General features: G+C 36.5%; 21 protein-coding genes and 1 tRNA gene. 10 read left to right on the top strand and 12 right to left on the bottom strand.

Annotation, left to right across the window (positions count from 1 at the left end; genetic code table 11):
* Position 1: 1 nt before the first annotated feature.
* A tRNA-Glu gene (locus KDE13_RS08020) sits at positions 2–76 on the bottom strand.
* 71 nt (positions 77–147) lie between these two features.
* Here KDE13_RS08020 and KDE13_RS08015 point away from each other — a divergent pair.
* The 5 genes from KDE13_RS08015 to KDE13_RS07995 are packed head-to-tail and all read left to right on the top strand — an operon-like array spanning position 148 to position 6,125.
* The gene (locus KDE13_RS08015; RefSeq protein WP_229203745.1) at positions 148–630 is read left to right on the top strand and encodes a hypothetical protein; all 483 of its coding nucleotides are present in this window, start codon (positions 148–150) and stop codon (positions 628–630) included.
* Positions 627–1,475 (top strand): deoxyribonuclease IV, encoded by an 849-nt coding sequence (gene nfo / locus KDE13_RS08010; RefSeq protein ID WP_212143444.1) that lies wholly within the window; start codon positions 627–629, stop codon positions 1,473–1,475. Before KDE13_RS08015 ends, nfo begins: the two co-directional genes overlap by 4 nt.
* Entirely contained in the window at positions 1,472–2,719 is a 1,248-nt protein-coding gene (locus KDE13_RS08005; protein ID WP_212139632.1) for an OmpP1/FadL family transporter, read from the top strand. Before nfo ends, KDE13_RS08005 begins: the two co-directional genes overlap by 4 nt.
* An 8-nt stretch (positions 2,720–2,727) precedes the next feature.
* A complete protein-coding gene (locus tag KDE13_RS08000; protein WP_212139631.1) occupies positions 2,728–4,395 on the top strand; it encodes a fatty acid--CoA ligase in 1,668 nt (555 codons plus the stop codon).
* The gene (locus KDE13_RS07995; RefSeq protein ID WP_212143442.1) at positions 4,395–6,125 is read left to right on the top strand and encodes an ATP-binding protein; all 1,731 of its coding nucleotides are present in this window, start codon (positions 4,395–4,397) and stop codon (positions 6,123–6,125) included. The genes KDE13_RS08000 and KDE13_RS07995 overlap by 1 nt, the downstream gene beginning before the upstream one ends.
* 1,133 nt (positions 6,126–7,258) lie before the next feature.
* Here KDE13_RS07995 and KDE13_RS07990 read toward each other — a convergent pair.
* A complete protein-coding gene (locus tag KDE13_RS07990; RefSeq protein WP_212142381.1) occupies positions 7,259–8,629 on the bottom strand; it encodes a Na+/H+ antiporter family protein in 1,371 nt (456 codons plus the stop codon).
* A 143-nt stretch (positions 8,630–8,772) separates the two neighbouring features.
* Here KDE13_RS07990 and ilvD point away from each other — a divergent pair, with 143 nt between their 5' ends.
* Together ilvD and KDE13_RS07980 are read left to right on the top strand one after the other, a co-directional pair.
* A complete protein-coding gene (ilvD, locus tag KDE13_RS07985) occupies positions 8,773–10,446 on the top strand; it encodes a dihydroxy-acid dehydratase (RefSeq protein WP_212143440.1) in 1,674 nt (557 codons plus the stop codon).
* 605 nt (positions 10,447–11,051) lie between these two features.
* Complete coding sequence (locus KDE13_RS07980) at positions 11,052–12,542, top strand: DNA recombination protein RmuC (RefSeq protein WP_229204406.1); 1,491 nt, start codon at positions 11,052–11,054, stop codon at positions 12,540–12,542.
* Positions 12,543–12,785: 243 nt separating this feature from the next.
* Here the strand turns inward: KDE13_RS07980 and KDE13_RS07975 are convergent, their stop codons facing one another.
* The 4 genes from KDE13_RS07975 to KDE13_RS07960 are packed head-to-tail and all read right to left on the bottom strand — an operon-like array spanning position 12,786 to position 15,807.
* On the bottom strand, positions 12,786–12,941 hold the full coding sequence (locus KDE13_RS07975) for a hypothetical protein (protein WP_212139626.1): 156 nt from the start codon (positions 12,939–12,941) through the stop codon (positions 12,786–12,788).
* 9 nt (positions 12,942–12,950) lie between these two features.
* Entirely contained in the window at positions 12,951–14,069 is a 1,119-nt protein-coding gene (locus KDE13_RS07970; protein ID WP_212143438.1) for a cytochrome d ubiquinol oxidase subunit II, read from the bottom strand.
* Positions 14,070–14,072: 3 nt separating this feature from the next.
* On the bottom strand, positions 14,073–15,590 hold the full coding sequence (locus KDE13_RS07965) for a cytochrome ubiquinol oxidase subunit I (protein ID WP_212143436.1): 1,518 nt from the start codon (positions 15,588–15,590) through the stop codon (positions 14,073–14,075).
* Position 15,591: 1 nt separating this feature from the next.
* The gene (locus KDE13_RS07960) at positions 15,592–15,807 is read right to left on the bottom strand and encodes a DUF4492 domain-containing protein (RefSeq protein ID WP_212139623.1); all 216 of its coding nucleotides are present in this window, start codon (positions 15,805–15,807) and stop codon (positions 15,592–15,594) included.
* A 117-nt stretch (positions 15,808–15,924) separates the two neighbouring features.
* Here KDE13_RS07960 and KDE13_RS07955 point away from each other — a divergent pair, with 117 nt between their 5' ends.
* On the top strand, positions 15,925–17,556 hold the full coding sequence (locus KDE13_RS07955) for a CTP synthase (RefSeq protein WP_212143434.1): 1,632 nt from the start codon (positions 15,925–15,927) through the stop codon (positions 17,554–17,556).
* Positions 17,546–19,123: a single-stranded-DNA-specific exonuclease RecJ gene (recJ, locus tag KDE13_RS07950; protein ID WP_212142385.1), complete on the top strand. Its 1,578-nt coding sequence runs from the start codon at positions 17,546–17,548 to the stop codon at positions 19,121–19,123. Before KDE13_RS07955 ends, recJ begins: the two co-directional genes overlap by 11 nt.
* Before the next feature lie 240 nt (positions 19,124–19,363).
* Here the strand turns inward: recJ and KDE13_RS07945 are convergent, their stop codons facing one another.
* The 6 genes from KDE13_RS07945 to KDE13_RS07920 form a co-directional block, all read right to left on the bottom strand.
* A complete protein-coding gene (locus tag KDE13_RS07945) occupies positions 19,364–19,996 on the bottom strand; it encodes a protein-L-isoaspartate(D-aspartate) O-methyltransferase (protein ID WP_212139620.1) in 633 nt (210 codons plus the stop codon).
* A gap of 5 nt (positions 19,997–20,001) precedes the next feature.
* On the bottom strand, positions 20,002–20,739 hold the full coding sequence (locus KDE13_RS07940) for a carbon-nitrogen hydrolase family protein (protein ID WP_212139619.1): 738 nt from the start codon (positions 20,737–20,739) through the stop codon (positions 20,002–20,004).
* Positions 20,726–21,748: a ribonucleotide-diphosphate reductase subunit beta gene (locus KDE13_RS07935; RefSeq protein WP_212139618.1), complete on the bottom strand. Its 1,023-nt coding sequence runs from the start codon at positions 21,746–21,748 to the stop codon at positions 20,726–20,728. Before KDE13_RS07935 ends, KDE13_RS07940 begins: the two co-directional genes overlap by 14 nt.
* 349 nt (positions 21,749–22,097) lie before the next feature.
* Positions 22,098–22,499, bottom strand: a complete 402-nt coding sequence (locus KDE13_RS07930) for a tetratricopeptide repeat protein (RefSeq protein WP_212142386.1) — start codon at positions 22,497–22,499, stop codon at positions 22,098–22,100.
* Complete coding sequence (locus tag KDE13_RS07925; protein ID WP_229204118.1) at positions 22,496–22,741, bottom strand: replication/maintenance protein RepL; 246 nt, start codon at positions 22,739–22,741, stop codon at positions 22,496–22,498. Before KDE13_RS07925 ends, KDE13_RS07930 begins: the two co-directional genes overlap by 4 nt.
* Positions 22,738–23,097 carry a diacylglycerol kinase gene (locus KDE13_RS07920; RefSeq protein ID WP_212142388.1) on the bottom strand — a complete coding sequence of 120 codons (360 nt, stop codon included), beginning with the start codon at positions 23,095–23,097 and terminating at the stop codon, positions 22,738–22,740. The genes KDE13_RS07925 and KDE13_RS07920 overlap by 4 nt, the downstream gene beginning before the upstream one ends.
* Before the next feature lie 151 nt (positions 23,098–23,248).
* On the opposite strand from KDE13_RS07920, the gene KDE13_RS09845 reads away from it, so the two are divergent.
* Positions 23,249–23,409, top strand: a 161-nt coding sequence (locus KDE13_RS09845; RefSeq protein ID WP_420838381.1) for a phage tail-collar fiber domain-containing protein, incomplete at its 3' end; no start/stop codon positions are given.

Below are 23,409 nucleotides of genomic sequence, written 5' to 3'. Positions count from 1 at the left end.
TTGGTGACCCATACGAGACTCGAACTCGTGTTACCGCCGTGAAAGGGCGATGTCCTAACCGCTAGACGAATGGGCCACTTTGTTTAAATTAAAGAAGTTCTGGATTATACCTTTGATTTACTTAAAAAAATATAAAAAAGGATATTTTTGATAAAAAAAATTATAAATTTTTTGTTATTTACTATTTTTACAATTATTTTTAGTGGCTGTTTTGAAAAGCAACCACCGATTTCATCGCAAACTTTTGCTATTACTATCATATCTCCAATGATAAAGATAAATGATGTTGGCTTTATACATCACTATAAAAATAATATAAATTTACAAATTTATAGTTCTGCAATCAATACCGCAAATATCAAAATCGATGATCAAATTTGTATAAATCGTGCTTGTTTTGAGAAAATAGAATTTAATAAAAAGTTCTTTCTAAACGAGCATTATGACGCATTTTTTGAAGATATTTTAACACGTAACAAAATTTATAATGGAGTAAATTTTACAAAAAGTGATTGTGGTTTTACGCAAAATATAAGTAAAAATTTTATAAAATACGAAGTTTGTGGAAATAATATTAAATTTATCGATACCACAAAAAATATAAAAATCATAATCAAAGAGCTAAAATGAAATTTATAGGTGCACACGTAAGTGCAAGTGGTGGTGTGGAGAACGCTCCGTTAAATGCTGCAAATATCGGTGCAAACGCATTTGCACTTTTTGTTAAAAACCAGCGTCAATGGAGTGCAAAACCGCTTGAAGCTAAAAATATACAAGACTTTAAGAAAAACTGTAAAGCCGTCGGTATCGAGCCAAAATATATCTTGCCGCACGATAGTTATCTTATAAATTTAGGGCATTTTGATGATGTAAAAAGAGAGCAGAGTTTTAACGCATTTGTCGATGAGATAAAACGCGTTAGTCAGCTTGGTCTTGAACTTTTAAATTTTCATCCAGGCTCACATCTAAATGAGATAAGCGAAAAAGAGTGTCTAGATTTGATAGCTCAGTGTATGAATGAAGCTATCAAATGTACAAATGGTGTGAAACTTGTGATAGAAAATACTGCAGGACAAGGCTCAAATTTGGGCTATAAATTTGAGCATTTAGCTTATCTGATAGAGCGAGTGAGCGATAAGAATCGTGTTGGCGTTTGTATCGATACTTGCCATGCATTTGCCGCAGGATATGACTTGCGACCTGATGCGTATAAAAAGACGATGAGTGAGTTTGATAGGATAGTTGGGTATGAGTTTTTGAGTGCTATGCATCTAAACGACAGTAAATTTGATATCGGTTGCAAAAAAGATCGCCATGAGAGCCTTGGCAAGGGGTATCTAGGACTTGGAGCGTTTGAGTGCATTATGAGAGATGAACGTATAAATGATATACCCCTTGTGCTTGAGACGATAGATGAGAGTATATGGAAAGACGAGATAGAAATTTTAAGAAATTTTTCAAAAGGAGTATGGTGAATAAAAAAGTTATTCTCGGCTTAGCGACAGTATGTTCGCTACTAAATGCGAGTGGATATAAGGTGCCTGAACAAAGTGCTGACTCTGTTGCACTTCTAGCTAGCAATGTGGCGATGAGTTTTGGGGCAGATGCTGCGTATTACAACCCAGCTAATATGATGTTTTTAGACCATAGTGGGCACTATGTTGAGGGGACTTTGGGTTGGTTTCATATAGATAGTGTTGGGTATAAAAAAGATGATGGGAGTGTCTATAATTCAAACAACTTTGACACTCTGGCTTCGACTTTTAGCTTTGTCTCTCCAGAGTATTATGAAAATTGGCGATTTGGTCTCGCTCTTGCTGTTCCCGCTGGTGTTGGTATAGGCTGGGACGATAAAGAAGCAGCATTTAGTGCTCATAGATTTAAGCTAAAAGTTATAGAGCTAAACCCGACTATTGCATACCGCGTAAGCGATAACTTCGCCATTGCCGCTGGTGCAAGAGCTGTTTATAGTAAAGGTAGAGTTGCAAATGACTATGGTATAGTTGGCAAACGTGAACTTGAAGGTGATAGCATAGACTACGGATATAACGTCGCTTTAACATATCGACCGATAGAAAATTTAAGTCTAGCTGCAACTTATCGTTCAAAAGTTGATCTGAGTATAAAAGGTGACGCGACTGGGACGTTTATAGATCCAAGGGCAAACTACAGTGGTGCAGCAAATGTAGAGATACCATTACCGGCTCAACTTGTCCTTGCTGCGGGTTATAAATTTAATGACTTAACGCTACTTTTGGCATATGAGCGAACTTACTGGTCTAAATTTAAAGGATATGACTTTGACTATCCAAACGCTACAAATGCTCAATTAACTAACCCTTTATTTGTAGGATTTATGGATAAAGCAACGAATCGTAAATATCAAGATACTAGCACTTACCGTGTTGGTTTGGCATATGAAGTGACTGATAAACTTCGCTTGATGCTAGGGTTTACATACGATGAAGATGCTTCATACGATTCATATAACACTAGTCTTGATCTGCCAAACACCAAATCACGTGCGTATTCTACTGGTTTAAACTATCAAATTTCACCAAATTTAGAGATAGCACTTGGTTATTTGTATCAAAGAAGAGATGCTAAACGTGCAACCTCTGTGCCAAGTGGATATGCTAGGTCTGTGCAGACTATGAATGGTGAATTTGATCGTGCATCGATACAGATCGTAGCAACAAGCATAAAATATAAATTTTAGGTCAGAAAATGCAATACACATACCAAAATCTTTATGAACTCTTAACTCAAATATCTCAAAAATATTCAAGTAGCGTCGCCATCTTTTATGATAAAGATAAGATACGTTATTCCAAGCTAAAGCACGATGTAGATAAAGCCGCTGCATATCTGCAAGCTATTGGCGTGAAATTTGGCGATCGCGTTGGTATGTGTGTGGCAAATTCTCAAGAATTTATAACTGCATATCTAGCTATAACCGCTATCGGTGCGGTCGCTGTGCCGATGAATACTTTTTTAAAATCAGAGGAGATTGAGTATATCATAAACGATAGCAAAGCTCAGGTTCTCATCGCTTCAAGTTCGCTCGCAAAGGAGCTTTTAGATTTAAATAGGCTTAAGGATCTTAAAAAGCTCATTTGGATAGGCAAAATACCGCAGAGTTTGCGTCCAAAAAATACTGGTGCTAAAGATGAAATTTCACAATATAATGGTGGCGAGAGTGTCTATTTGGGTGATGGATATTTAGACGGAATGGAAAATAGATATTTTGATCTAAATGGCGTTGATGATAGAAATATAAATTTTACAGATATGCTTTCTCACAACTATCCATTAAATATCGATAAACAGCCAACCATAAACGATTTAGTGCATATTATCTACACATCAGGCACAACTGGCAAACCAAAGGGTGCGATGATAAGCTATAAAAATATATTTTCAAATTTGCAAGGTGCAAATGATAGATTTCACGTTAGACAAAAGGATAGATTCATCGTATTTTTACCGATGTTTCATAGCTTCACACTTGTGGCGATGGTGCTTTTACCGATGTTTGTTGGTGCATCTATGGTGCTCGTAAAGTCAGTCTTTCCATTTTCAAATGTCTTAAAACAGACACTTTTAAAGCGAGTTACGATATTTTTAGGAATCCCAGCCATTTACATTGCTATTGGCAAGGCTAAAATTCCTTGGTATTTTCGCTGGTTTAACTGTATTCGGCTATTTATCAGCGGTGCGGCACCTTTAGCCCAGCAAACTATTGATGATTTTAGAGTTAAATTTCCACGTGCAAAACTAGTTGAAGGCTATGGGTTAAGTGAATGCTCTCCGATCGTATCGGCAAATTTATTTGAAAAGCAGAAAATTTTAAGCGTTGGTAAGCCGTTTGAAGACTATGAAGTAAAGATAGTAGATGATGAAATGATAGAGCTACCACTAGGCGAGATTGGTGAGATTATTGTCAAAGGTGATTGCGTTATGCAGGGGTATTTGGGGTTAAAAAGTATAACTGATGAGACCATTATAAATGGCTGGTTAAAAACAGGCGATCTTGGCAGAGTAGATAGCGAGGGATTTATCTATATCGTGGATCGCAAAAAAGACCTCATCATATCAAAAGGCATAAATGTCTATCCACGTGAGATAGAAGAGGTGCTTTATAGACTAGAAGAGATAGAAGCTGCTGCAGTCATAGGAGTAAAAGATGAACACGCAGATGAAGAGGTAGTGGCGTTTATCCAGCTTAAAGATGGTATGAGTTTAGATGAAAAGCATGTGCGTAGCTATCTAAAGCAGCATCTTGCAAATTTTAAGCTACCAAAGAGTATATATTTTGCCGAAGAATTACCACGAAATGCTACTGGTAAGGTGCTAAAACGTGTGCTTAAAGAGCAGGTTAAGGGTGCGTTGTAGTGCAGTTTTTACTTGATTTTTTAAGTGCCGATGTCAAAAATAGTAAAATTTATAAGCTTATAAAGTGTAGTGAAGATGAGGCTAAAATCCTACGTCATCTAAGTGTGATTTACGTTGATGGAGTAGTAAGTGTAAGTGCATATGAGCTACTTTGTGGAGTATTTGGTACAAAAGATAGAGCATATCTGATGCATTTAAAAGATGTGAAGTCCTTGCTTGATTATGGTTGGATTACACAAAGTTATGGACTTTTTAAGAGTAGCGACAATAGTGGCAAGTCAAATCAGATAAATCTACTTTCACTTCTTCACGCAGAGATCGCACTTTCATCATCTTTTCTTAAAATTTTAGAAGATGGTAATTTACGTATTGAACTTGATGAGCCAACGCCATACGAAGATCACTTGCAGTATCTAAAAGATCAGTTTTTACGTATTGAGCTTTACGCGAAGCTTTCTATGTTTGTAGGAGATAACAACGATGCTAAAAAACGTCTAAAAATGCAGATAAATGAGCTTGAAGGTTTTATAAAAGAGCGTCTGAATTTAAGCAAAATTACCATAAAAATAGAACAAATTTTTAAAGATAACTCGCTAGATGATAAAGAGCAACTAATATTTCTTGCCCTTTTAAAAGAGGAATACGCAGGAGACTTTGAGAGCGGTAGAGACCTAAACGCCCTTATGAGTCTTATTAGTGATAATGAGATAGAGCGTATTAAAAATCGCTCACTGCTTGAAGAGGGTGCGAGACTTGTTGAAAATAACTTAATTGATTACGATGAGGTGCTAAATGCATTTGGAAACGTGAGCCGAAATTTTTTCATAAATGAGGAAATTTTGCAAAGCATAATGCACCCAAAAAGTGAAAAGGAGAGCAAAAAAATCAAGCTTGAAAGCCTTGTTAAAGAGCAGGAAATTTTTGAGCTGATTGAGCCAAGCGCAAGTCTTGAGGACGTTGTTTTAAGCGATAATACAAAGGAGCTTTTAGATCAAATTTTAAAACAGGTTGATAAAAAAGTTTTATCTCGCTTAAGTAGCTGGGGAATCAAGTCTCGTCGCGGAATAGACGCTAAGATCATATTTTACGGTGAGGCCGGGACTGGCAAAACTATGAGTGCGATGGGTCTTGCAAAGAGCCTTAAAAAGCAGATATTAAGCTTTGACTGCTCTAAAATTTTAAGTAAATATGTCGGTGAGAGTGAGCAAAATGTTCGCAAAATTTTTGATACATATAAAGAAATTTGCACTAAAAGCAAGAGTGAGCCAGTGCTATTACTAAATGAAGCCGATCAGTTTTTAAGCACAAGAGTTGAAAGCAGCAGTGGGTCTGATAAGATGCATAACCAGATGCAAAATATCTTTTTAGAACAGATTGAGCGGTTTGAGGGCGTTTTGATAGCGACTACAAATTTTTTACAAAGCCTTGATAGTGCGTTCTCTCGAAGATTTGATTATAAGATAGAGTTTAAAAAACCCGACTTTAGACAACGCCTTGCTATATGGCGTAAAATTTTGCCTGAGAGTGCAAGTTTTGATGAAAATTTCAGTATTGAGAGACTTGCGGAGTTTAACCTAAGTGGTGCACAGATTGTCTTAGCTCTTAAAAACACAGCTTTAAAAGTTGCTGTGAGAGATGATGCGATATTTACTTATGATGATTTTAAAACGACGATCGAGCGTGAGCTGAGTTCGGCATTTGGCGAAGATAAGAAAGTAGGGCTTTTATAAAAATGGCTTGTCTAGTGGGTATCTTTGAATGATTTTAAAAATTTAAATTTATGGCAGAATATTAAAATTTTGCAAAATATCCAAATTTATCTCACGATATCTTGCTTATCTTTTTACGCTTAATTTAACATTCTAGTTTTTTGAGCTTTTTGCAAGGTAGCTATTAGTAATCACGACCACAGAAAGCAAAACCTTAAACACGTAATGGGTGTTATCTTAACTTGTGATGTAAGCTTTGGCCGGAGATATGGATATTTAAAGTCTTATAATTTGGCACAGAACTTGTTTTTATTAGTTAAATATTAGCATATTTAGCATAACATTCACACTTAGCTTTTATCGATAGCTTTTCAGTGCTATTTTTAAATACCGCACATCTAGCTCCATTTTATTTAAAGTTTTATGAAATTTTTCCTCTTGACTATCTAAATTTATTAAAGTATTATACATTGAGTTAAGTGCGGTCGATGCTATTTCAGGTGCTTGCCAACTAATCTTTCTTGCATTTTTTGTAAAAAATTTCTCATTTTTAACCCAAATCTGTCAAACCACTTTTGAGATCAGAGTCATTTTATGCTTAATCAAAGTGAGTTAAAAAACTATGTTTTTCGCTTTGATTTCTAACGTAAAATTTATCTTTTTATATTATTTGTATCCACACATCAAAAATGAGAGTATCTTGCATTTAAAATGATAGCGATTAAAACTTTATCATTTTTTTACTCTCATTTTAACCACTTTCTAACCATCTTTTTTAAATCAACTTCACATCCCTAATCAGTCCTATAAATTTCCCACAGCCTTGCACTCATGCTTATAAATCCTAGTAGGAGTATTAATTGGATAGAGTTTTAAATTTTATCTGGAAGTGAGTGGGCTAAGTATGACAACGCTTATTCATCATAAATATCAAAGGCTATAGTATGAAGTATAGTGAGTTATTATTAATTATACATATGAAAAGGACTTGGTTTAAATGGCTTTTAAAAGGTTGTAAAAGATAGTGGAAAAAGTGTAAAGCTTTTGTAAAGTAATGTAAATTTGTTAGTTTGATTTTTTATAAAGCTTTACACTAGGCTACACTAAAATTGTTAAGCTAATTTAAAGTGTTAAAGTGTTTGTTGAGTGAACTATTATGATAGTAGTATCGCCCCTATTGCTCCACCTATTATCAGTGGTATATTAAAAAACACAAAAGTCGGCACACAAGTATCATAGATATGATCGTGTTGTCCGTCTGCGTTTAGCCCAGATGTTGGTCCAAGTGTGCTATCACTGGCTGGACTACCTGCATCACCGAGTGCTGCTGCTATGCCTACTAAAAGAATGATCGCCGCAGGAGAGAACCCTAGATTTACAGATAGTGGTACATAGATAGAAGCGATGATAGGTATTGTCCCAAAGCTCGTACCTATACCTATTGTTATAAGCAGTCCGATAAATAACATAAGTAAAGCACCGCCTAACTTACCACCAGCTAAGGCACTAGCTGCAGTTACTAGCTCATTTATGCCGCCACTTTCACGAAGTACCGAGCCAAATCCAGCTGCCACAAGCATTATAAAAGCGATAAAGCCCATCATAGCTAGACCACCATCCATCATTTTATCTACCTTTTTATATTCAATGCCACCAAGAGCTATCATCACAACAAGCCCCAGTAAAGCACCAAGCGGCATAGAACTTGTTAAAATTTGAACTGAAAATGCCACTATAGCACCGCCTAGCACAGCCCATTCCTTACGTGTCATCTTTAAATTTGCAACGTGTTTTAGCTCATCTAACTCTTGTACTTCGTAAGCAGTATCTTTATAGACACGTTTTTTAGCATAAAATACAAAAACAGCAAGTAATAAACCAATAAGCATAGAAAATCCACCTATCCACATAACATTGCCGATATCGCTGATATTTACATTTATGCCATTGTTCTCTAGCTCTTTTTTAAGTATGCTGTGGAATATCAAGCCAAAGCCAACAGATAGCGATACATAAGGGGCTTTTAGTCCAAATGTCAAGGCACACGCAACTGCCCTACGGTCAATACCTATTTTATTCATTAGCACCAAAAGTGGCGGTATAAGGATAGGGATAAATGCGATATGAACTGGGATTAGATTTTGTGATAAACACGCTATGAAAGCTATGCTAAGGATAAAAATTATGCGGTTTGAGCTTAGAGTTTTACTGATGGCGTTTATCAAAATCGCAGTTAAATTTGTATGTGCGATAGCTGTGGCTAAGGCACCAAGCAATATGTAGCTAAGTGATGTTTCAAGATTCCCTTTCATACCTGTGATGAGGGTGGAGGTAGTCTCTGATAGAGCTTTTAAAAAGCCGGTAAGTCCAGCACCAAGTCCGTATTCAAACCCTGCAAATCCGTGCTTATACATTATACCGGCGACAAGTGCGGAGATTAGGATAGATAAAAGTATGTTAAAGCGAAGAAGACAAAGCACAGTCATAACGAGTATGCTAAATACAACAGGGTTAGTTAAAAGCATAGCATTTCCTTATAAATTTATAAAGTGCTATTATACATTTTGCTATCTTAAATTTAGAAAATATTAAATTTAATGAGATAAGAAATTTTTGTTTAGTGAAAATTTGATACAATTATGAAATTAAAATTTTAAAAGGGCAAAATATGAGAAGCAATATAATTAAAAAGGGCTACACACGCACACCGCACCGCTCGCTACTAAGAGCAACCGGACTAAGAGATGAGGACTTTAATAAGCCATTTATCGGCATTGCAAATAGCTTTATAGAGATAATCCCAGGGCACTTTTTCTTAAACAAGTATGCTGAAATTTTAAAAGATGAGATACGCAAAAATGGCTGTGTGCCATTTGAGTTTAACACTATCGGCGTTGATGATGGCATAGCAATGGGGCATGGCGGTATGCTTTATTCTCTACCAAGCCGTGAGATCATTGCAAATTCTATTGAAAGTGTGATGAACGCACATGCACTTGACGCACTTGTGTGTATGCCAAACTGTGATAAGATCGTGCCAGGTATGGTTATGGGAGCGTTACGTGTGAATGTCCCGACTGTATTTGTCAGTGGTGGCCCAATGAAAAAAGGCTACACAAAAAGTGGTGTACCTATAGATCTGGCGACTGCATTTGAGGCAGTGGGTAAATTTGAAACAAAAGAGATAGATGAAGTAGAGTTAAAAGATATAGAGTGTAATGCCTGTCCAAGTGGCGGTAGCTGCTCTGGCATGTTTACCGCAAACTCTATGAATACACTTTGCGAAGCCATGGGTATCGCACTTAGTGGCAACGGCACGATACTAGCACTTACGCCTGAGCGTGAGGAGCTAGTGCGTAAAGCAGGGAGAAGGATATGTGAGATAGCTCTTGACGATCGGTATAAAATCCGCAATATCTTAAACGAAAAAGCTGTAAGAAATGCCCTTGTGGTGGATATGGCAATGGGCGGTAGCTCAAACACCGTGCTACATATGCTGGCCATCGCACGTGAAGCTGGGGTTAGCCTAGAAGTAGGTGAGCTAAATAAAATAAGTCAAAACATCGCTCACATCGCCAAGATCAGCCCAAGTCTACCAAATGTGCATATGGAAGACATCGGTCGTGCAGGTGGCATGAATGCAGTTATAAAAGAGATCTCACGCCATGATAATGGAATGCTAAGCTTAGAAAATTTAACAGTTTCAGGGGAAACACTTAGTGAGCGTGTTTGTGCGAGTGATATAGAAGATGAAAAGATAATACACAAAGTAGAAAATGCTTATTCAAAAGTTGGTGGTTTAGCGATTTTATTTGGCAACTTAGCCGAGCAAGGTTGTGTTATAAAGACAGCCGGTATCGTAGGAGAGCGTAAATTTAGCGGTAAAGCGGTTTGTTTTAACAGTCAAGATGAAGCGATAGAGGGGATTTCTGCTGGTAAAGTTAGCAAGGGTGATGTGGTTGTTATACGTTACGAGGGACCAAAGGGTGGTCCTGGCATGCAAGAGATGTTAAGCCCGACTAGTCTTATCATGGGACGTGGACTTGGTGCTGATGTGGCACTAATTACAGATGGACGTTTTAGTGGTGCAACACGTGGACTAAGTATCGGACATATCAGCCCAGAGGCAGCTGAGGGTGGAATGATAGGGCTTTTGCAAGATGGCGATATAATTGATATAGACGTGGATAGATACGAGATAAACGTGCGTTTAAGCAGTGACGAGATTGCATCTCGCCGTGCAAATTTTAAGCCGATTGAAAAGGAGCTAAATAGCAGATGGCTACGTCAATATCGTCGCCTTGTAACAAACGCAAGTAATGGAGCGATATTAGAGGCGTAAAGCTTATAAATTTGGCGTTATAATAAATTTAATATTAAATTTACTCACTATATGTGATAAAATTAAAAATATAGTTGATTTAAGAGTTGCTTATGCAGACGCTTTTAGTAGTTATCTTGCCGATATTTTGTAAAAGCGAGGAGTTTTAGGAGAAGTTTAACTGGTTGGTTTATTGCATTTTATGCCATCAATGCGACTTTTTAGATAGCTAGTGCCAGGCTTAAAGTGCACTATAACAAAGCCATTTTTATAATGTTTAGTACAATGGTCAATTGTGATAAACATATTTTTTAAATTTGAACCACACAAATTTATCTCATTTTATACTAAGTCGATAGCAGTATTGCTATAGTGGCTGTATTGATGGCATTTCTTGCTATCTTTATAAATATTTTTGTGTGAGTGTCTACTAGGCAATAAATTTTGTTATATCAAACGATAAAAGAGATTACACAAAATCCGCTAATCATAACCATGTGCTGGAATTTGTTTAAAATTTAAATATCTTTTAGTATCGTTTATGTTAGGCGATATCGCTTATTGTTACGGCTTAAACTCTTATCTTTGTGCTAGTAACAATATTACTTGAAATTTAAAGGATTATCTTGGATAAGATTATAGTGTTTTATATTGTTGTTGTCATTTTAGTAGTGATTTTGATAGTTTTAACTTTTATGATATTTGCTTACAAGCGTGATAAATTTGAGTTGCAAAAAGATCTTATACAAACAAGTGGCGAATTAATAAGTTTAAAAAAGCGTGAGAGTGAGCTAGAACATGAGATAAGCGAGCTACGACAAGAGATTGGTGTGGCTAATGAAAGAGCTAAAGGATATGCACAGCAAGGGGAGTTTTGGCGTGAGAGTTTGAATGAACGTGAGAGCGAGATAAGGGCTTTAAACTCGGATAAAAACGCACTTTTGCAAGAGCTTTCGGCACTAAAAAGCACACTGAATGAAAGACAAAAGAGTGAAATAGAAAGAGAGCGAAACTTTACTGAAACACAAAAAAGCCTAAGCATTCAGTTTGAAAATTTGGCAAATAAAATTTTTGATGAGAAAACGAGTGCGTTTAATAAATTTAACCAAAATTCAATAGAACTCCTTTTAAAGCCACTTCGTGAGCAGATAATTAGCTTTCAAAATCGCGTAAATGAGGTGCATAGTGAAAGTTTAAAAAGTGGTGCTAGTCTAAGTGAGCAGATAAAAAACGTCTTAAATGTGGGGTTAAGCATGTCAAATGAAGCCAAAAATCTCACGACCGCACTTAAAGGTAGCAACAAGATCGCTGGAAACTGGGGCGAGGCACAGCTAGAACGTACACTTCAAGCAGCTGGCCTAATAAAAGATGAGCATTACTTCACGCAGCAAAGGTTTAAGGACGATAATGGTTTGTATCTCGTGCCTGATTTTGTCGTAGCTATGCCAGATAACAAGTGCGTCATTATAGATAGCAAGGTATCACTTGTGGCGTATAGCGAGGTGATAGAGGCGGCAAATGTTGGTAGTGAAGCTCTCTTACAAGGTGCGATGAAGTCGCATATAAATTCAATCAAAGCTCACATTGATGGGCTTTCACGCAAGGATTATGCTTCTATTATGGATGGTAGAAGTCCTGACTTTGTGTTGATGTTTATGCCAATAGAGCCAGCTTTTATAGAGGCGATGAAATTTGATGCTACGCTTTTTAACTACGGATACGAACGTAGAGTCGTTTTGGTCTCGCACACAACTCTTATGCCAATTTTACGAACGATAGCAAATTTATGGCGGATAGAGCAAGGTAATGCCAAAGCCTTAGAGATCGCTACTCGTGCAGCAGATATATATAACAAAGTTATAGCCGTTGGCGAAGCTCTTTTAAAACTAGGCGGCACACTAAATACAGCGAGTAATCATTACAATCAAGTCATAACATCGCTTGTTGGTCGACAGGGGCTTGTTGGCAGGGTGGAGAAATTTCGGCAGATTTCAAATAAAGCTATTCAAAATATGCCTGAATTAAATGAGATAAATACCCATTTCGAGACTGAAAAACTAGAAAATTTAATAGAAAAAAATACAGATGATAAATCTTTAGGCGATAAACGGCTTTAAAAGTTTGATAAATTTAAAAGCTCTTGCTTGTAACTACAAATAAAGCTAAGCAAAATGCCATTATACTGATTTTACTTAGCTACACTTGTAACTAAAATAGCAATAAAGCAAACGTAATCTATTTAGCGATTATTTATAAAAATCACACAAATTCTATTGCGTATCGCACTCTTTAAGAAGTTAAGTAAAGCTTATAAATTTATAAGTCAAAAATCGACTAAGTTGGCTTTCACTATTCTTAATTTAATGTTGCACTTTTTCTGTCTCATCTGTTTCATTTAAATTTTCAAAGTATCTTTGCTCGTGTTTTTCAACGTGCTTGATATTTAGATGTACAAATTTATACGCACCATAAAGAGCGATGATCCAAAGTGAGAAGAAAAATATAGCTGATGTCATGGTTGCTCCTTAGTATGAGTGATGATCGTTACGTATCTCATCTTGCGTAATCTTTTTGCTATCAATTGCTCTCCAAACCACGAAAATATAGCTTAAAACTACTGGCACAAGAAGGCTAACATATGCCATAACGTTTAGTGTATATTGACTTGAACTTGCATTTTTTATTGTGAGCGAGCTTTGTAAGTTGCTAAAAGATGGGTAAAAAGCTGTATTATTTAGTCCCGCTAGTAAAAATAACGATGTAACAACAAGTACCACGCCAAGCCCATAAGGAACAACACCGTATATACTCTTACTAAATGCACCACGCACGATACCATAGACAATGACTACTAACCCAGCTATAATCATCAGTCCAATTATAGGCATTTTGACTAAATTTATAAAATACTTATACTCAACAATACTCACAATGCCGTTTTCATCGTATCCAAAGCCATCTTTTGTAAATATCCAGCTCAAAAATATCAGAAAAAATGGTAAAAAGTATATTGTATTTTTTAGGACAGCTTTTCTAGCTTTAGCTCTTATACTATCATCTTGTATATTATTTATAAGATACAAAGCCCCGCCGATACGTGATAAGAAAAATAGTGCTATACCAAGCGGGTAGACGAATGGATTTGCTAATGCTTCAAGCCCACGCCAAGGAGTTTGCCACTGAACGAAGTTGTGATCATTTAATATAAAGTTGCTTCCTGTAAAAAATGTGCTAACCGCCATACCGATTAAAATGACACCAAATGAGCCGTTGATAAAAAGAAAAATTTCATAGGTTTTTGAACCCAAAAAGTTATCCGGTTTCTTGCGGTATTCATAGCTCACGGCTTGGACGATAAAGCAAAAAAGTATCGCGAACCACACCCAATATGCCCCTCCAAAGCTAGTCGCATAAAATAGTGGAAATGCCGCGAAACACGCACCACCAAACATCACAAGCGTGGTAAATGTCAGCTCCCACTTTCGCCCCATAGAATTTATGATCATATCTTTTTCTAACTCAGTTTTAGCTAGTGAAAATAACAGCGTCTGACCGCCTTGAACGAACATCATAAATACAAGTAGTCCACCTAGTAAACTAACAATCATCCACCAATAAATTTGTAAAGTCTCAAGTAAAAACATAGCTTAAAATCCTATCTTTATCTGTTTTAGCATTATCTTTACTTCTGCTATTAAAAGTGTAGTAAAAAGTATCGCAAATAGTGCAAATGAAATTTTAATATTTGTATCGGCTAAATTTGTAGCACCCATACCAACTGTCATAAGATCTTGTATAGCCCACGGTTGCCGTCCTACTTCTGCGACTATCCAGCCAGTCTCAGCAGCAATGTAGCCAAGCGGTATAGTAAATACGCATACCCAAAGTAGCTTTTTGAAATTTTCAATATCATTTGCCATACAAAGATAGATAACAATAAAAAATAGTACTATAAAATAGCTGCCGAGTGCAACCATAATGTGAAAACTATAAAACGTTAAAGCTACCGGTGGCACAGCATCGGTAGGCTTTTTGATATGACCATAACCTAAAAAATTTATATTTTCATTAATGAGTTGGCGATTTTTATCCATTGTATCTGTATCACCAATTTTTTGTGCATTTTTATACTCTTTGAGTGCATTGATGGCGATTTTACCCTTTATCATCTTGCTCTCTATGCTCTCTATTCCGTGCTTTTCATTACCATATAAAAGATCATCAATGCCTGCGATAAAGCCGTTTATATCGCGTTTACCAAGTAATGAGAGCATATATGGCACCTCAAAATCTATTAAAAATTGATCTTTACCATCTCCTGGTTGTTTATTTGGATCAAGTAATCCTATAGCGATAAGCCCTTGTCTAGTATCACCCTCATAAAGTCCCTCCATTACTGCAAGCTTCATCGGCTGCACTCTTGTAGTCTGATATGCACTCTCATCGCCACTAAATAATAAAAATAACGATGTAACCAATCCAAAACTAGCTGCAACAATCATGCTTTTCTTTGCCATTATGAGATGACGTCCTTTTAGCATAAACCAAGCAGAAATTCCTATAACAAATAATGCTGAGATGACATAGCCACTCGTAACGGTGTGTAAAAATTTAATAATTCCAACTGGACTAAGAGCAACTTCAAAGAAATTTTCCATTTCCATTCTAGCGGTATCCGGGTTAAATTTCATACCTATTGGATATTGCATCCAGCCGTTTGCGATAAGTATCCAAAGAGCGGATAAATTTGAGCCTATCGCTACAAGCCAAGTTGAAAATAAGTGAAATTTCTTACTAACCTTATCCCAGCCAAAGAACATAATAGCAAAAAATGTACTCTCTAGGAAAAATGCAAGTAATCCTTCTATGGCAAGTGGGGCACCGAATATATCGCCCACAAACCAGCTATAATTTGCCCAGTTTGTGCCAAACTCAAACTCCATAATAATACCAGTTGCTACACCGATAGCAAAATTTATACCAAATAGTTTTAGCCAAAATTTCGTTATCCTTAGCCACTGTTGCGAGCCTGTTTTAACATAAATGCTCTCCATTATCGCAATAATAAAGCTAAGCCCGAGTGTTAGCGGAACAAATAAAAAGTGATATAGTGCGGTTAATGCAAACTGAGCCCTAGACCAATCCACTGAGGATAATTCTGACATTTTATTCCTTTATTAAATTTTTTATCACAAACTCACTTTTCTCTTCGTCGGTACTAAATTTTGTATTTAGCGTCTCATCAAAGAGAAAAATTTTAAGCACACCAAATATTATTAGAAGTTTTATGGTTATGACGAGCCATAGTTTTTTGCCTAGATTCATATTTCTAAAGCCGTCGATGTATAAAATTAATGCATTTTTTAAGTATTTTTGTAACATAATTTTATAAGTCTATAATAAAGAAACTTAAAACTCAATTTCATAAATTTTAATTCCTTACTAAATATTTTAATTGTATAATCGTATCATTAAAAATATAAAATAAAGGAAAAGTCAATGGCCAAACAGACGAAGTATATATTCATAACTGGAGGTGTTTTAAGCTCTCTTGGCAAGGGTATTGCTGCTGCTTCTATCGCTACACTGCTTAAAAATGTAGGACTAAAAGTCAGTATGCTAAAGGCGGATCCATATATAAATGTAGATCCTGGCACGATGAGTCCGCTAGAACACGGAGAGGTCTTTGTTACTGATGACGGTGCTGAGACCGACCTTGATCTGGGGCATTATGAGCGTTTTTTAGATGAGAGATTATCTCAGGATAATAACTTCACGACAGGACGAGTATATAGTGCAGTTATAGAAAAAGAGCGAAGGGGAGATTATCTAGGTAAAACGATACAAGTGATACCGCATATCGTGGGCGAGATAGTTGATCGCATCAAAAAAGCAGGAGATAGCAAAGATATCCTTATCGTTGAGATCGGAGGAACGGTCGGCGATATAGAGGGTTTACCATTTTTAGAAGCCATTAGAGCATTACGAACTGAGGTTGGCAAGAAAAATGCGATGTTTATACATCTAACTCTTGTACCTTATATAAAAGTCGCAGGAGAGCTTAAAACTAAGCCTACCCAGCATAGCGTAGGAGAGCTTCGTCGTATCGGCATAAGTCCAGATATGATAATATGCAGAAGCGAACAACCACTAAACCGTGAACTAAAAGACAAGATCGCTCTAAGTTGTGGTGTGGAGAAAAACTGTGTTATTGAAAGTGCTGATAGTGCGAGTATCTATCAAATTCCGCTATCATTTTTAAAGCAAGATATATTAACGCCGATTGCTGAAAATTTAGAGCTTGGTGAGCTAAAACTAGATATGTCAAAATGGGATAGTCTAGTTAAGCGTATAATCGCTCCGACTAAGGAGACAACTATCGCATTTGTTGGCAAATACGTAGATCTAAAAGAGAGCTACAAAAGCCTAACAGAGAGCATTATCCATGCGGGAGCAAATCTTGATGCTAAAATAAATTTAAAATGGTGTGATAGCGAAAAGATAGAAAGCACAAATGTAGAGGAGTTGCTTAAAGATGTTGATGGTATATTAGTCGCTGGTGGTTTTGGCGAGCGTGGTGTGAATGGTAAAATTTTAGCTATCAAATACGCTCGTGAAAATGATATCCCATATCTTGGTATCTGTCTTGGTATGCAACTAGCTCTTATTGAGTTTGCACGTAATGTTTTAAATTTATCTGACGCAAATTCCGTTGAGTTTAAAGAGGATTGTCAAAACCCTATAATCTATCTAATAGATAGTTTTATTGACGCAAGTGGAAAAAGGCAAATTCGAACACACAAAAGCCCACTTGGTGGGACTATGAGACTAGGTGCTTATGAGTGCGACATCAAAAAAGGCTCATTATTATCTGAAATTTATGGCGGTGCAAAGAGTGTAAAAGAGCGGCATAGGCATAGATATGAGGCAAATCCAAAATACCGAGCTGAATTTGAAAAAAATGGTCTTATCGTAAGTGGCGAGAGTGATGGACTGATAGAAGCGGTTGAGCTAAAGGCTCATAAATTTTTCATAGGAGTGCAGTTTCACCCTGAATTTACATCACGCTTGACAAAGCCAAATCCAACGATACTAGGTTTTGTCCGTGCTAGTTTAGCAAATGCTAAGTAAGGCTAATGTTAGGAATTTATTAGAGCTTAGATTTAGTAAAGACATACATAAAAAGCTTTCTGAAATTCCTACGCCTAACGCTCTTAAAGACACTTTTAAGGGTGCGATTAGAATAAAAGAGGCGATAGAGAAAGACGAACATATAGTCATCGTTGGGGATTATGATGTTGATGGGGTTGTCTCTAGTGTCATTTTGGCTGAATTTTTTGATGATTTAGGCGTGTCAAACTATCAGGTACGAATACCAAATCGATTTAAGGATGGGTACGGATTAAATCCTGACATAATTGATGAGCTTGATAGTGATGTAAGCCTTATAATTACCGTCGATAATGGTATAAGTGCGAATGAAGCAGCACGACTTTGTCGTGAGCGTGGCATAGATCTTATCATCACAGATCATCATATGCCACCAGCTATATTGCCCGATGCGTTTGCTATTATTAATCCAAAGCAGTGTGATTGTCCCTTCCCAAATATTGAAATTTGCGGTGCTGAGGTCGCTTGGTATCTAGTTGGTGCCATAAAAGATGTGTGTGGCTTAAAGTATGATATGAGTAAATTTTTAGAGCTTCTTGCTATAGCGATAATTGCTGATATGATGGAGCTACGTGATATGAATAGAATGCTTGTAAAGCTTGGTGTATCTAAACTAAATAGCTCACGCAGGGCGGCATTTCGTGTGATAAAGGAGTTTTATGGCAAGGATAAATTTGAGTGCGATGATATCAGCTTTTTAATAGCTCCGCTGATAAACTCAGCTGGGCGTATGGATGATGCGATGAACTCATTTTACTTTTTACGCTCCAAAACGATAGACAATGCATACGAATACCTTGATATGATAATAGAATTTAATAACTCACGTAAAGAAGAAGAGAGAGCGTTATTTGAGTGTTCATTAAAAGATGTTAAAGATGATGATGAGATTATCGTTACTTGGGGCGAGCAGTGGCACGAGGGTGTCATCGGTATAGTAGCAAGCCGTCTTGCAAAGCACTTTAAAAAGCCTGCCATTGTCTTTAGTATAGATAGAGGTCGTGCAAAGGGCAGTGCTAGAAGCATTGGTAAGCTAGATATACTTTCGCTTATCGCTGAGCATGAGAGCTTACTAAGTAGCTACGGCGGACATAAGGGTGCGGCTGGACTTGTAATAGACCCTGAAAATCTGCAAAAATTTAAAGATGAGATAAATCGCAGTTGCTTTTTGATGGATCTGCATAAATTTGCTAGTTCTGATGAATTTTTGGGCGATATATCAGCACGTGAGATAGATTACGAATTGCTTGAAATTTTAGAGCATTTTGAGCCTTATGGACAGAAAAATCCACGTCCACTTTTTCGCATAAACGCTTTAAATGTCAAAAACAAAAAGCTTATCGGTAGAGAACAAAACCACCTAAAACTCATACTGCAAAAGGATGAGAAGTGCCTTGAAGCTCTGTTTTTTAACTTCACGCATCAGCCACACATAGGAGAGAATATAGACATCATAGTTTCTGTATCTAAAAACTCATTTCGTGGGCTTGTAACGCCACAACTTTTGATAAAAGAGATAATTAAATAGTCAGAGTGGAAGGTTAAATTTGATAAAATTACGCAATAAATTTGGGGTAGCTCACCCCAAATTTAACTTGATTAAGTTTTTGTATCTGTAAGATACTTTAAATTTATAGCTATGTGCCATTTTTCTAACTCTGCGATTTGTCGCGTTTTAAGATTGCATTTGGCTAATGCTTCTTTGAGAAATTTACTAGCTTTACATTTTTTGCCGTTATAGCTTTTAATCAATACTTAGTTTTTGCTTTTATTCACGACCACTTAAAAGTGGTACAAACAAACACTCATCAAGCCTTGTTTCGCTTATATTGCCGTTTTCATCTTTGTTAAATTTAATGATATATTGTTTATCGTTTTGCTTTATCGGAGCGACTAAGACTCCTCCATTTTTAAGCTGAGAAAAAAGATGTACAGGTGTGCTATCCGCCGCCGCTGAGAGTAGTATACGTTCAAATGGGGCGTAGCTTCTCCATCCGTTATTGCCATCGTCAAATCTCACGTGAATATTTCGAATTTTAAGGCTTTCAAAGCGTTTTTTAGCCTCTATTGCAAGTTTTTCTATACGTTCAACGCTAAAAACTCGCCTTACTAAATTTGCTAAAATCGCTGCTTGATATCCACTACCACAGCCGATTTCTAACGCATTATCGCAACCTTCAATATCTAAGGCTAAAGTCATCTTTGCAACTGTCAAAGGTGAGCTTATCCATTGATTGCCACCGATTGGTTGAGCGTCTAGACGATATGCGTGAGCTCCAATAGGTGTATAAATCTCACGTGGTGTCTCACAAAACGCTCTATATAAAGCAGGTGTAAGTTGCACTACATCAGCTATCTCATCTGCCATTTTTGTACATTTTTCTCTCTCAAGTGCTGTCATATACTTTATAATCCTAAGTCCTGTTTTACTAAATTTATCATCTTGCTATCAAATTTTGTATTTTGCGTTAATTTCCCATTTGGTAGAAAAACACCCGAAACTTCTAGATCAAGTGAGCTTGAAAATGCCACGTAGCAGTTATTTGCGATCGCCAATGCTTTACAAAGCGAGTGATACGCATCCGCCCTTTCTCGCCCCCACATAGCAGGGACAAGCACGACATCGCAACCTTTAAGTCTTGCCCAAAGCTCAGTAAATCTAAGCTCAAAGCAGATTAAAACACCAAGTTTTAAGCCCTTAAACTCAAAAAAATTAATCTTATTTTCTTCGCCTACACTAAATTTTTCTTGCTCTTTATTTGGCAAAAATAGCTTTGATTTTCTTTGTGAATATAGCACGCCAGCTTTACTTATAAGGATAAATTCGTTATACATTTTTGTTAAGCTCTTTTCATCTTTTACGCTATTTAAATGTGTAAATGCTAAAAATTTATCTCTTTCAAGCGTGTTTGCTATCTGCTCTAATAAAATCGCATCAAATCTATAGAGTGCATCGTCCATCATGGTGGCATTTACTCCAGTGAAAGCGCTATCAAAGTCATATCCACTAATGCAAAGTTCACTGGCTAATATTAGCGAGTTTGCAGGAGCCGCGACGATTTGGGAGAGTAAATTTTCTTGTCGCTTCGTTGCGTTTTTGCCACTGACGATGATAGGATATAAAAATAGATCAGAAGTCGTCAAAGCTTATGCTACCCTTTGAGTAGTTTGTAACTTTTGCCTCAAAGAAATTTGACTTTTGGTCGTTAAATTTCGCAAAGTCATCTACCCATTTTATAGGATGAGCCACGTTGTAGCGACGTTTTAAGCCAATAGCCACAAGGCGTTGGTCTATTAGATAGTGGATGTATTGCTCTATTATGTCATCGGTAAAACCCATAATTTGGTTTTGTGTGATATATTGCCCCCATTTTATCTCCAAAGCACCAGCCTTTTGAAACATCTCATAAATTTTTGCCTCTGTCGCTTGAGTAAAAAGGTCTGGACGCTCATTGCGAACAGAGTTTATCATATTTTGAAAAAGCAAAAGGTGGGTTATTTCATCACGCTGGATAAAGCGTATCATCTGAGCTGAACCTAGCATTTTCCCAGCCCTTGCTAAGGCATAAATCGCCGTAAATCCACTGTAAAAATAAATCCCTTCTAAAATTTGATTTGCTACCATTGCAAGAAGTAGCTTCTCATCTGTTACCTCGCCTGCTAACTCTTCATATACACTTGAGATGTAGTCGTTTTTCTCACGCAACACCTCGTCGTGTTTTTCCATCTCGTATATGAGATCAGTATTATCACATATCGCTTCAACCATAACAGCGTAAGACTTTGAGTGGTTTGCCTCTTCGTAGGCTTGACGTGCTAAACAGGCGTTTATCTCAGGTGCCGTTATGTATGGATTGATGTTATCAGCTAGGTTATTCGTCTGAAAACTATCCATTGAGATGAGTTGAGACCAAACAAGGTCATACATACGTTTTTCAGCCTCTGTTAAGTTATATGCATAATCTCTGACATCATCTGTGGTATCTACCTCTTTTGGAAACCAAGTGTTTGCCTCCATTAGATCCCATAGCTTTAACGCCCATTGGTATTTTGCTTTAGTGAAGTTTAAAATCCCGTGTGGATTGCCACCAAATACACGCCTATCGGTAAGTGTCTCGTTTGAGCTTGGGTTGTAAATTCGTTTTCTATTCATATTTTTACCTTTATAAATTTAGAATATTTTAGCTAATGTTTTGTTAGAAAGAATTTAAATTTAAATTTATAGAATTAAGCAAGGATTTTGTAGGATTATCCTAAAGTAAATTTAAATAATTAAGTAAAAAGTGAGTGGGTCTTAAATTTTGATATATTTAAGCTATTTGACCGATTTTCATAGAGTAGTTTTTAGAATTTCCGGTCAGACTGACAAATTCATTTATAGTTACACAAGCTGACAAGAGTACAGTGCAAGTAGCTTCGTTGAGTTTGTGATTATTTTTATAAGCGTTTTTGTCGCACTTTTAACTAGTGATTATATCTACTATGCTAAGCACCTTATTTTACTATCTTGGTACATATTCTAACACATTGCAAGCACGTTTGCTGCCAAATTTGCAAGCCTTATTTAGTCTTTCAGCAGATTTTTCAAAGCTAAACTCGGCTCCTTCACCTTTTAGATAAAATACCGACGCTTCGTAGCAGCTCTCAGCACTTCCTTTATCACAAGTGGCGTTAAATACTTCGAAAGCCTTGATAAGATCTTTATATCCGTCATAGCCTTTGGCGTAATAATCACCCAAATAATAGCACTTTAATAGGTCGCCTTTGTTGCACTCTTTTTGTAAATTTGTTAAAAATTTCTCACACGATGCTGCTTCACCTTTAGTTATACAGCCACGCATATCGTCATTTGATGAGCCAAATACTGCCATACAAACGGCTAGAAAAGTTAAAATTTTTCTCACTCTTTCTCCTTAAAATTTAATTTATAAACGCCATTTTTGATCTTTTTTATGGCTTTTGCACTCTTTAGCAATTTTATAGTACTGATAGCGGTCGGTTTGCTGACATTTAATATCTCACATATCTCACACACACTTAAATTTACAAACCCATCCGAGTTTGCTCGCTTAATAAGTAACGTGATAACGTCAAGCTTTTTCTCACCTAAAATCGCACCAAGTATCGCCGTCTCTTGCTCGTTCAAAATATGCTCCATATTGCAAAAAGCCAAGTTAAAACGGCTATACTTATACTAATAAACACCGCTGCACTTCCAGCATCCTTTGCTACTTTTGCGAGTGGGCAAATCTCACTTGTTACCAGATCAACTACACGCTCGATAGCAGAATTTATGCACTCGGCAAATAGCACAAATAATAGCGATACAATCGTACTAAGTCGCATAAACGCTTCAAACGGCAATGCAAATGACACTGCTATAAGCATGACTATTAAACAAAGCTCTATCTTAAATGCATTTTCGTTTTTATAAATTTCAGCAAGTCCTTCAAGTGCGTAGCGAGTATTTTTGAAAAAGTTATATTTTGGTTGATTTCGCATATTTTATCCATTAAATTTTTGCATAAAATATAGCATTTAAATGCTTAAAAAGCATACTTTAATTTAAGTTTATATTTTATATTTAATTTATTTTTATAAAAATATGAGTATATTAGCCAAACAAACGATCTTTTTAAAGTAGATTCTATGCGTGGCGTGTTCAAGAAATTTGGACAATAATGACCTTTTTGCTATCGCAAAGCTACCAAAGACATACAAACCACTTTTAACACAAGGTAGTGCTAAAGATTTGGTTATTAAATTTATAATGCAAGTTAGCAATAGCTCAAATATCACACTAAAAGTTGATAA

Source organism: Campylobacter anatolicus, from assembly GCF_018145655.1.
GTDB classification, from domain to species: Bacteria; Campylobacterota; Campylobacteria; order Campylobacterales; family Campylobacteraceae; genus Campylobacter_A; species Campylobacter_A anatolicus.
This window is presented reverse-complemented; position numbering and strand designations above follow the sequence as displayed.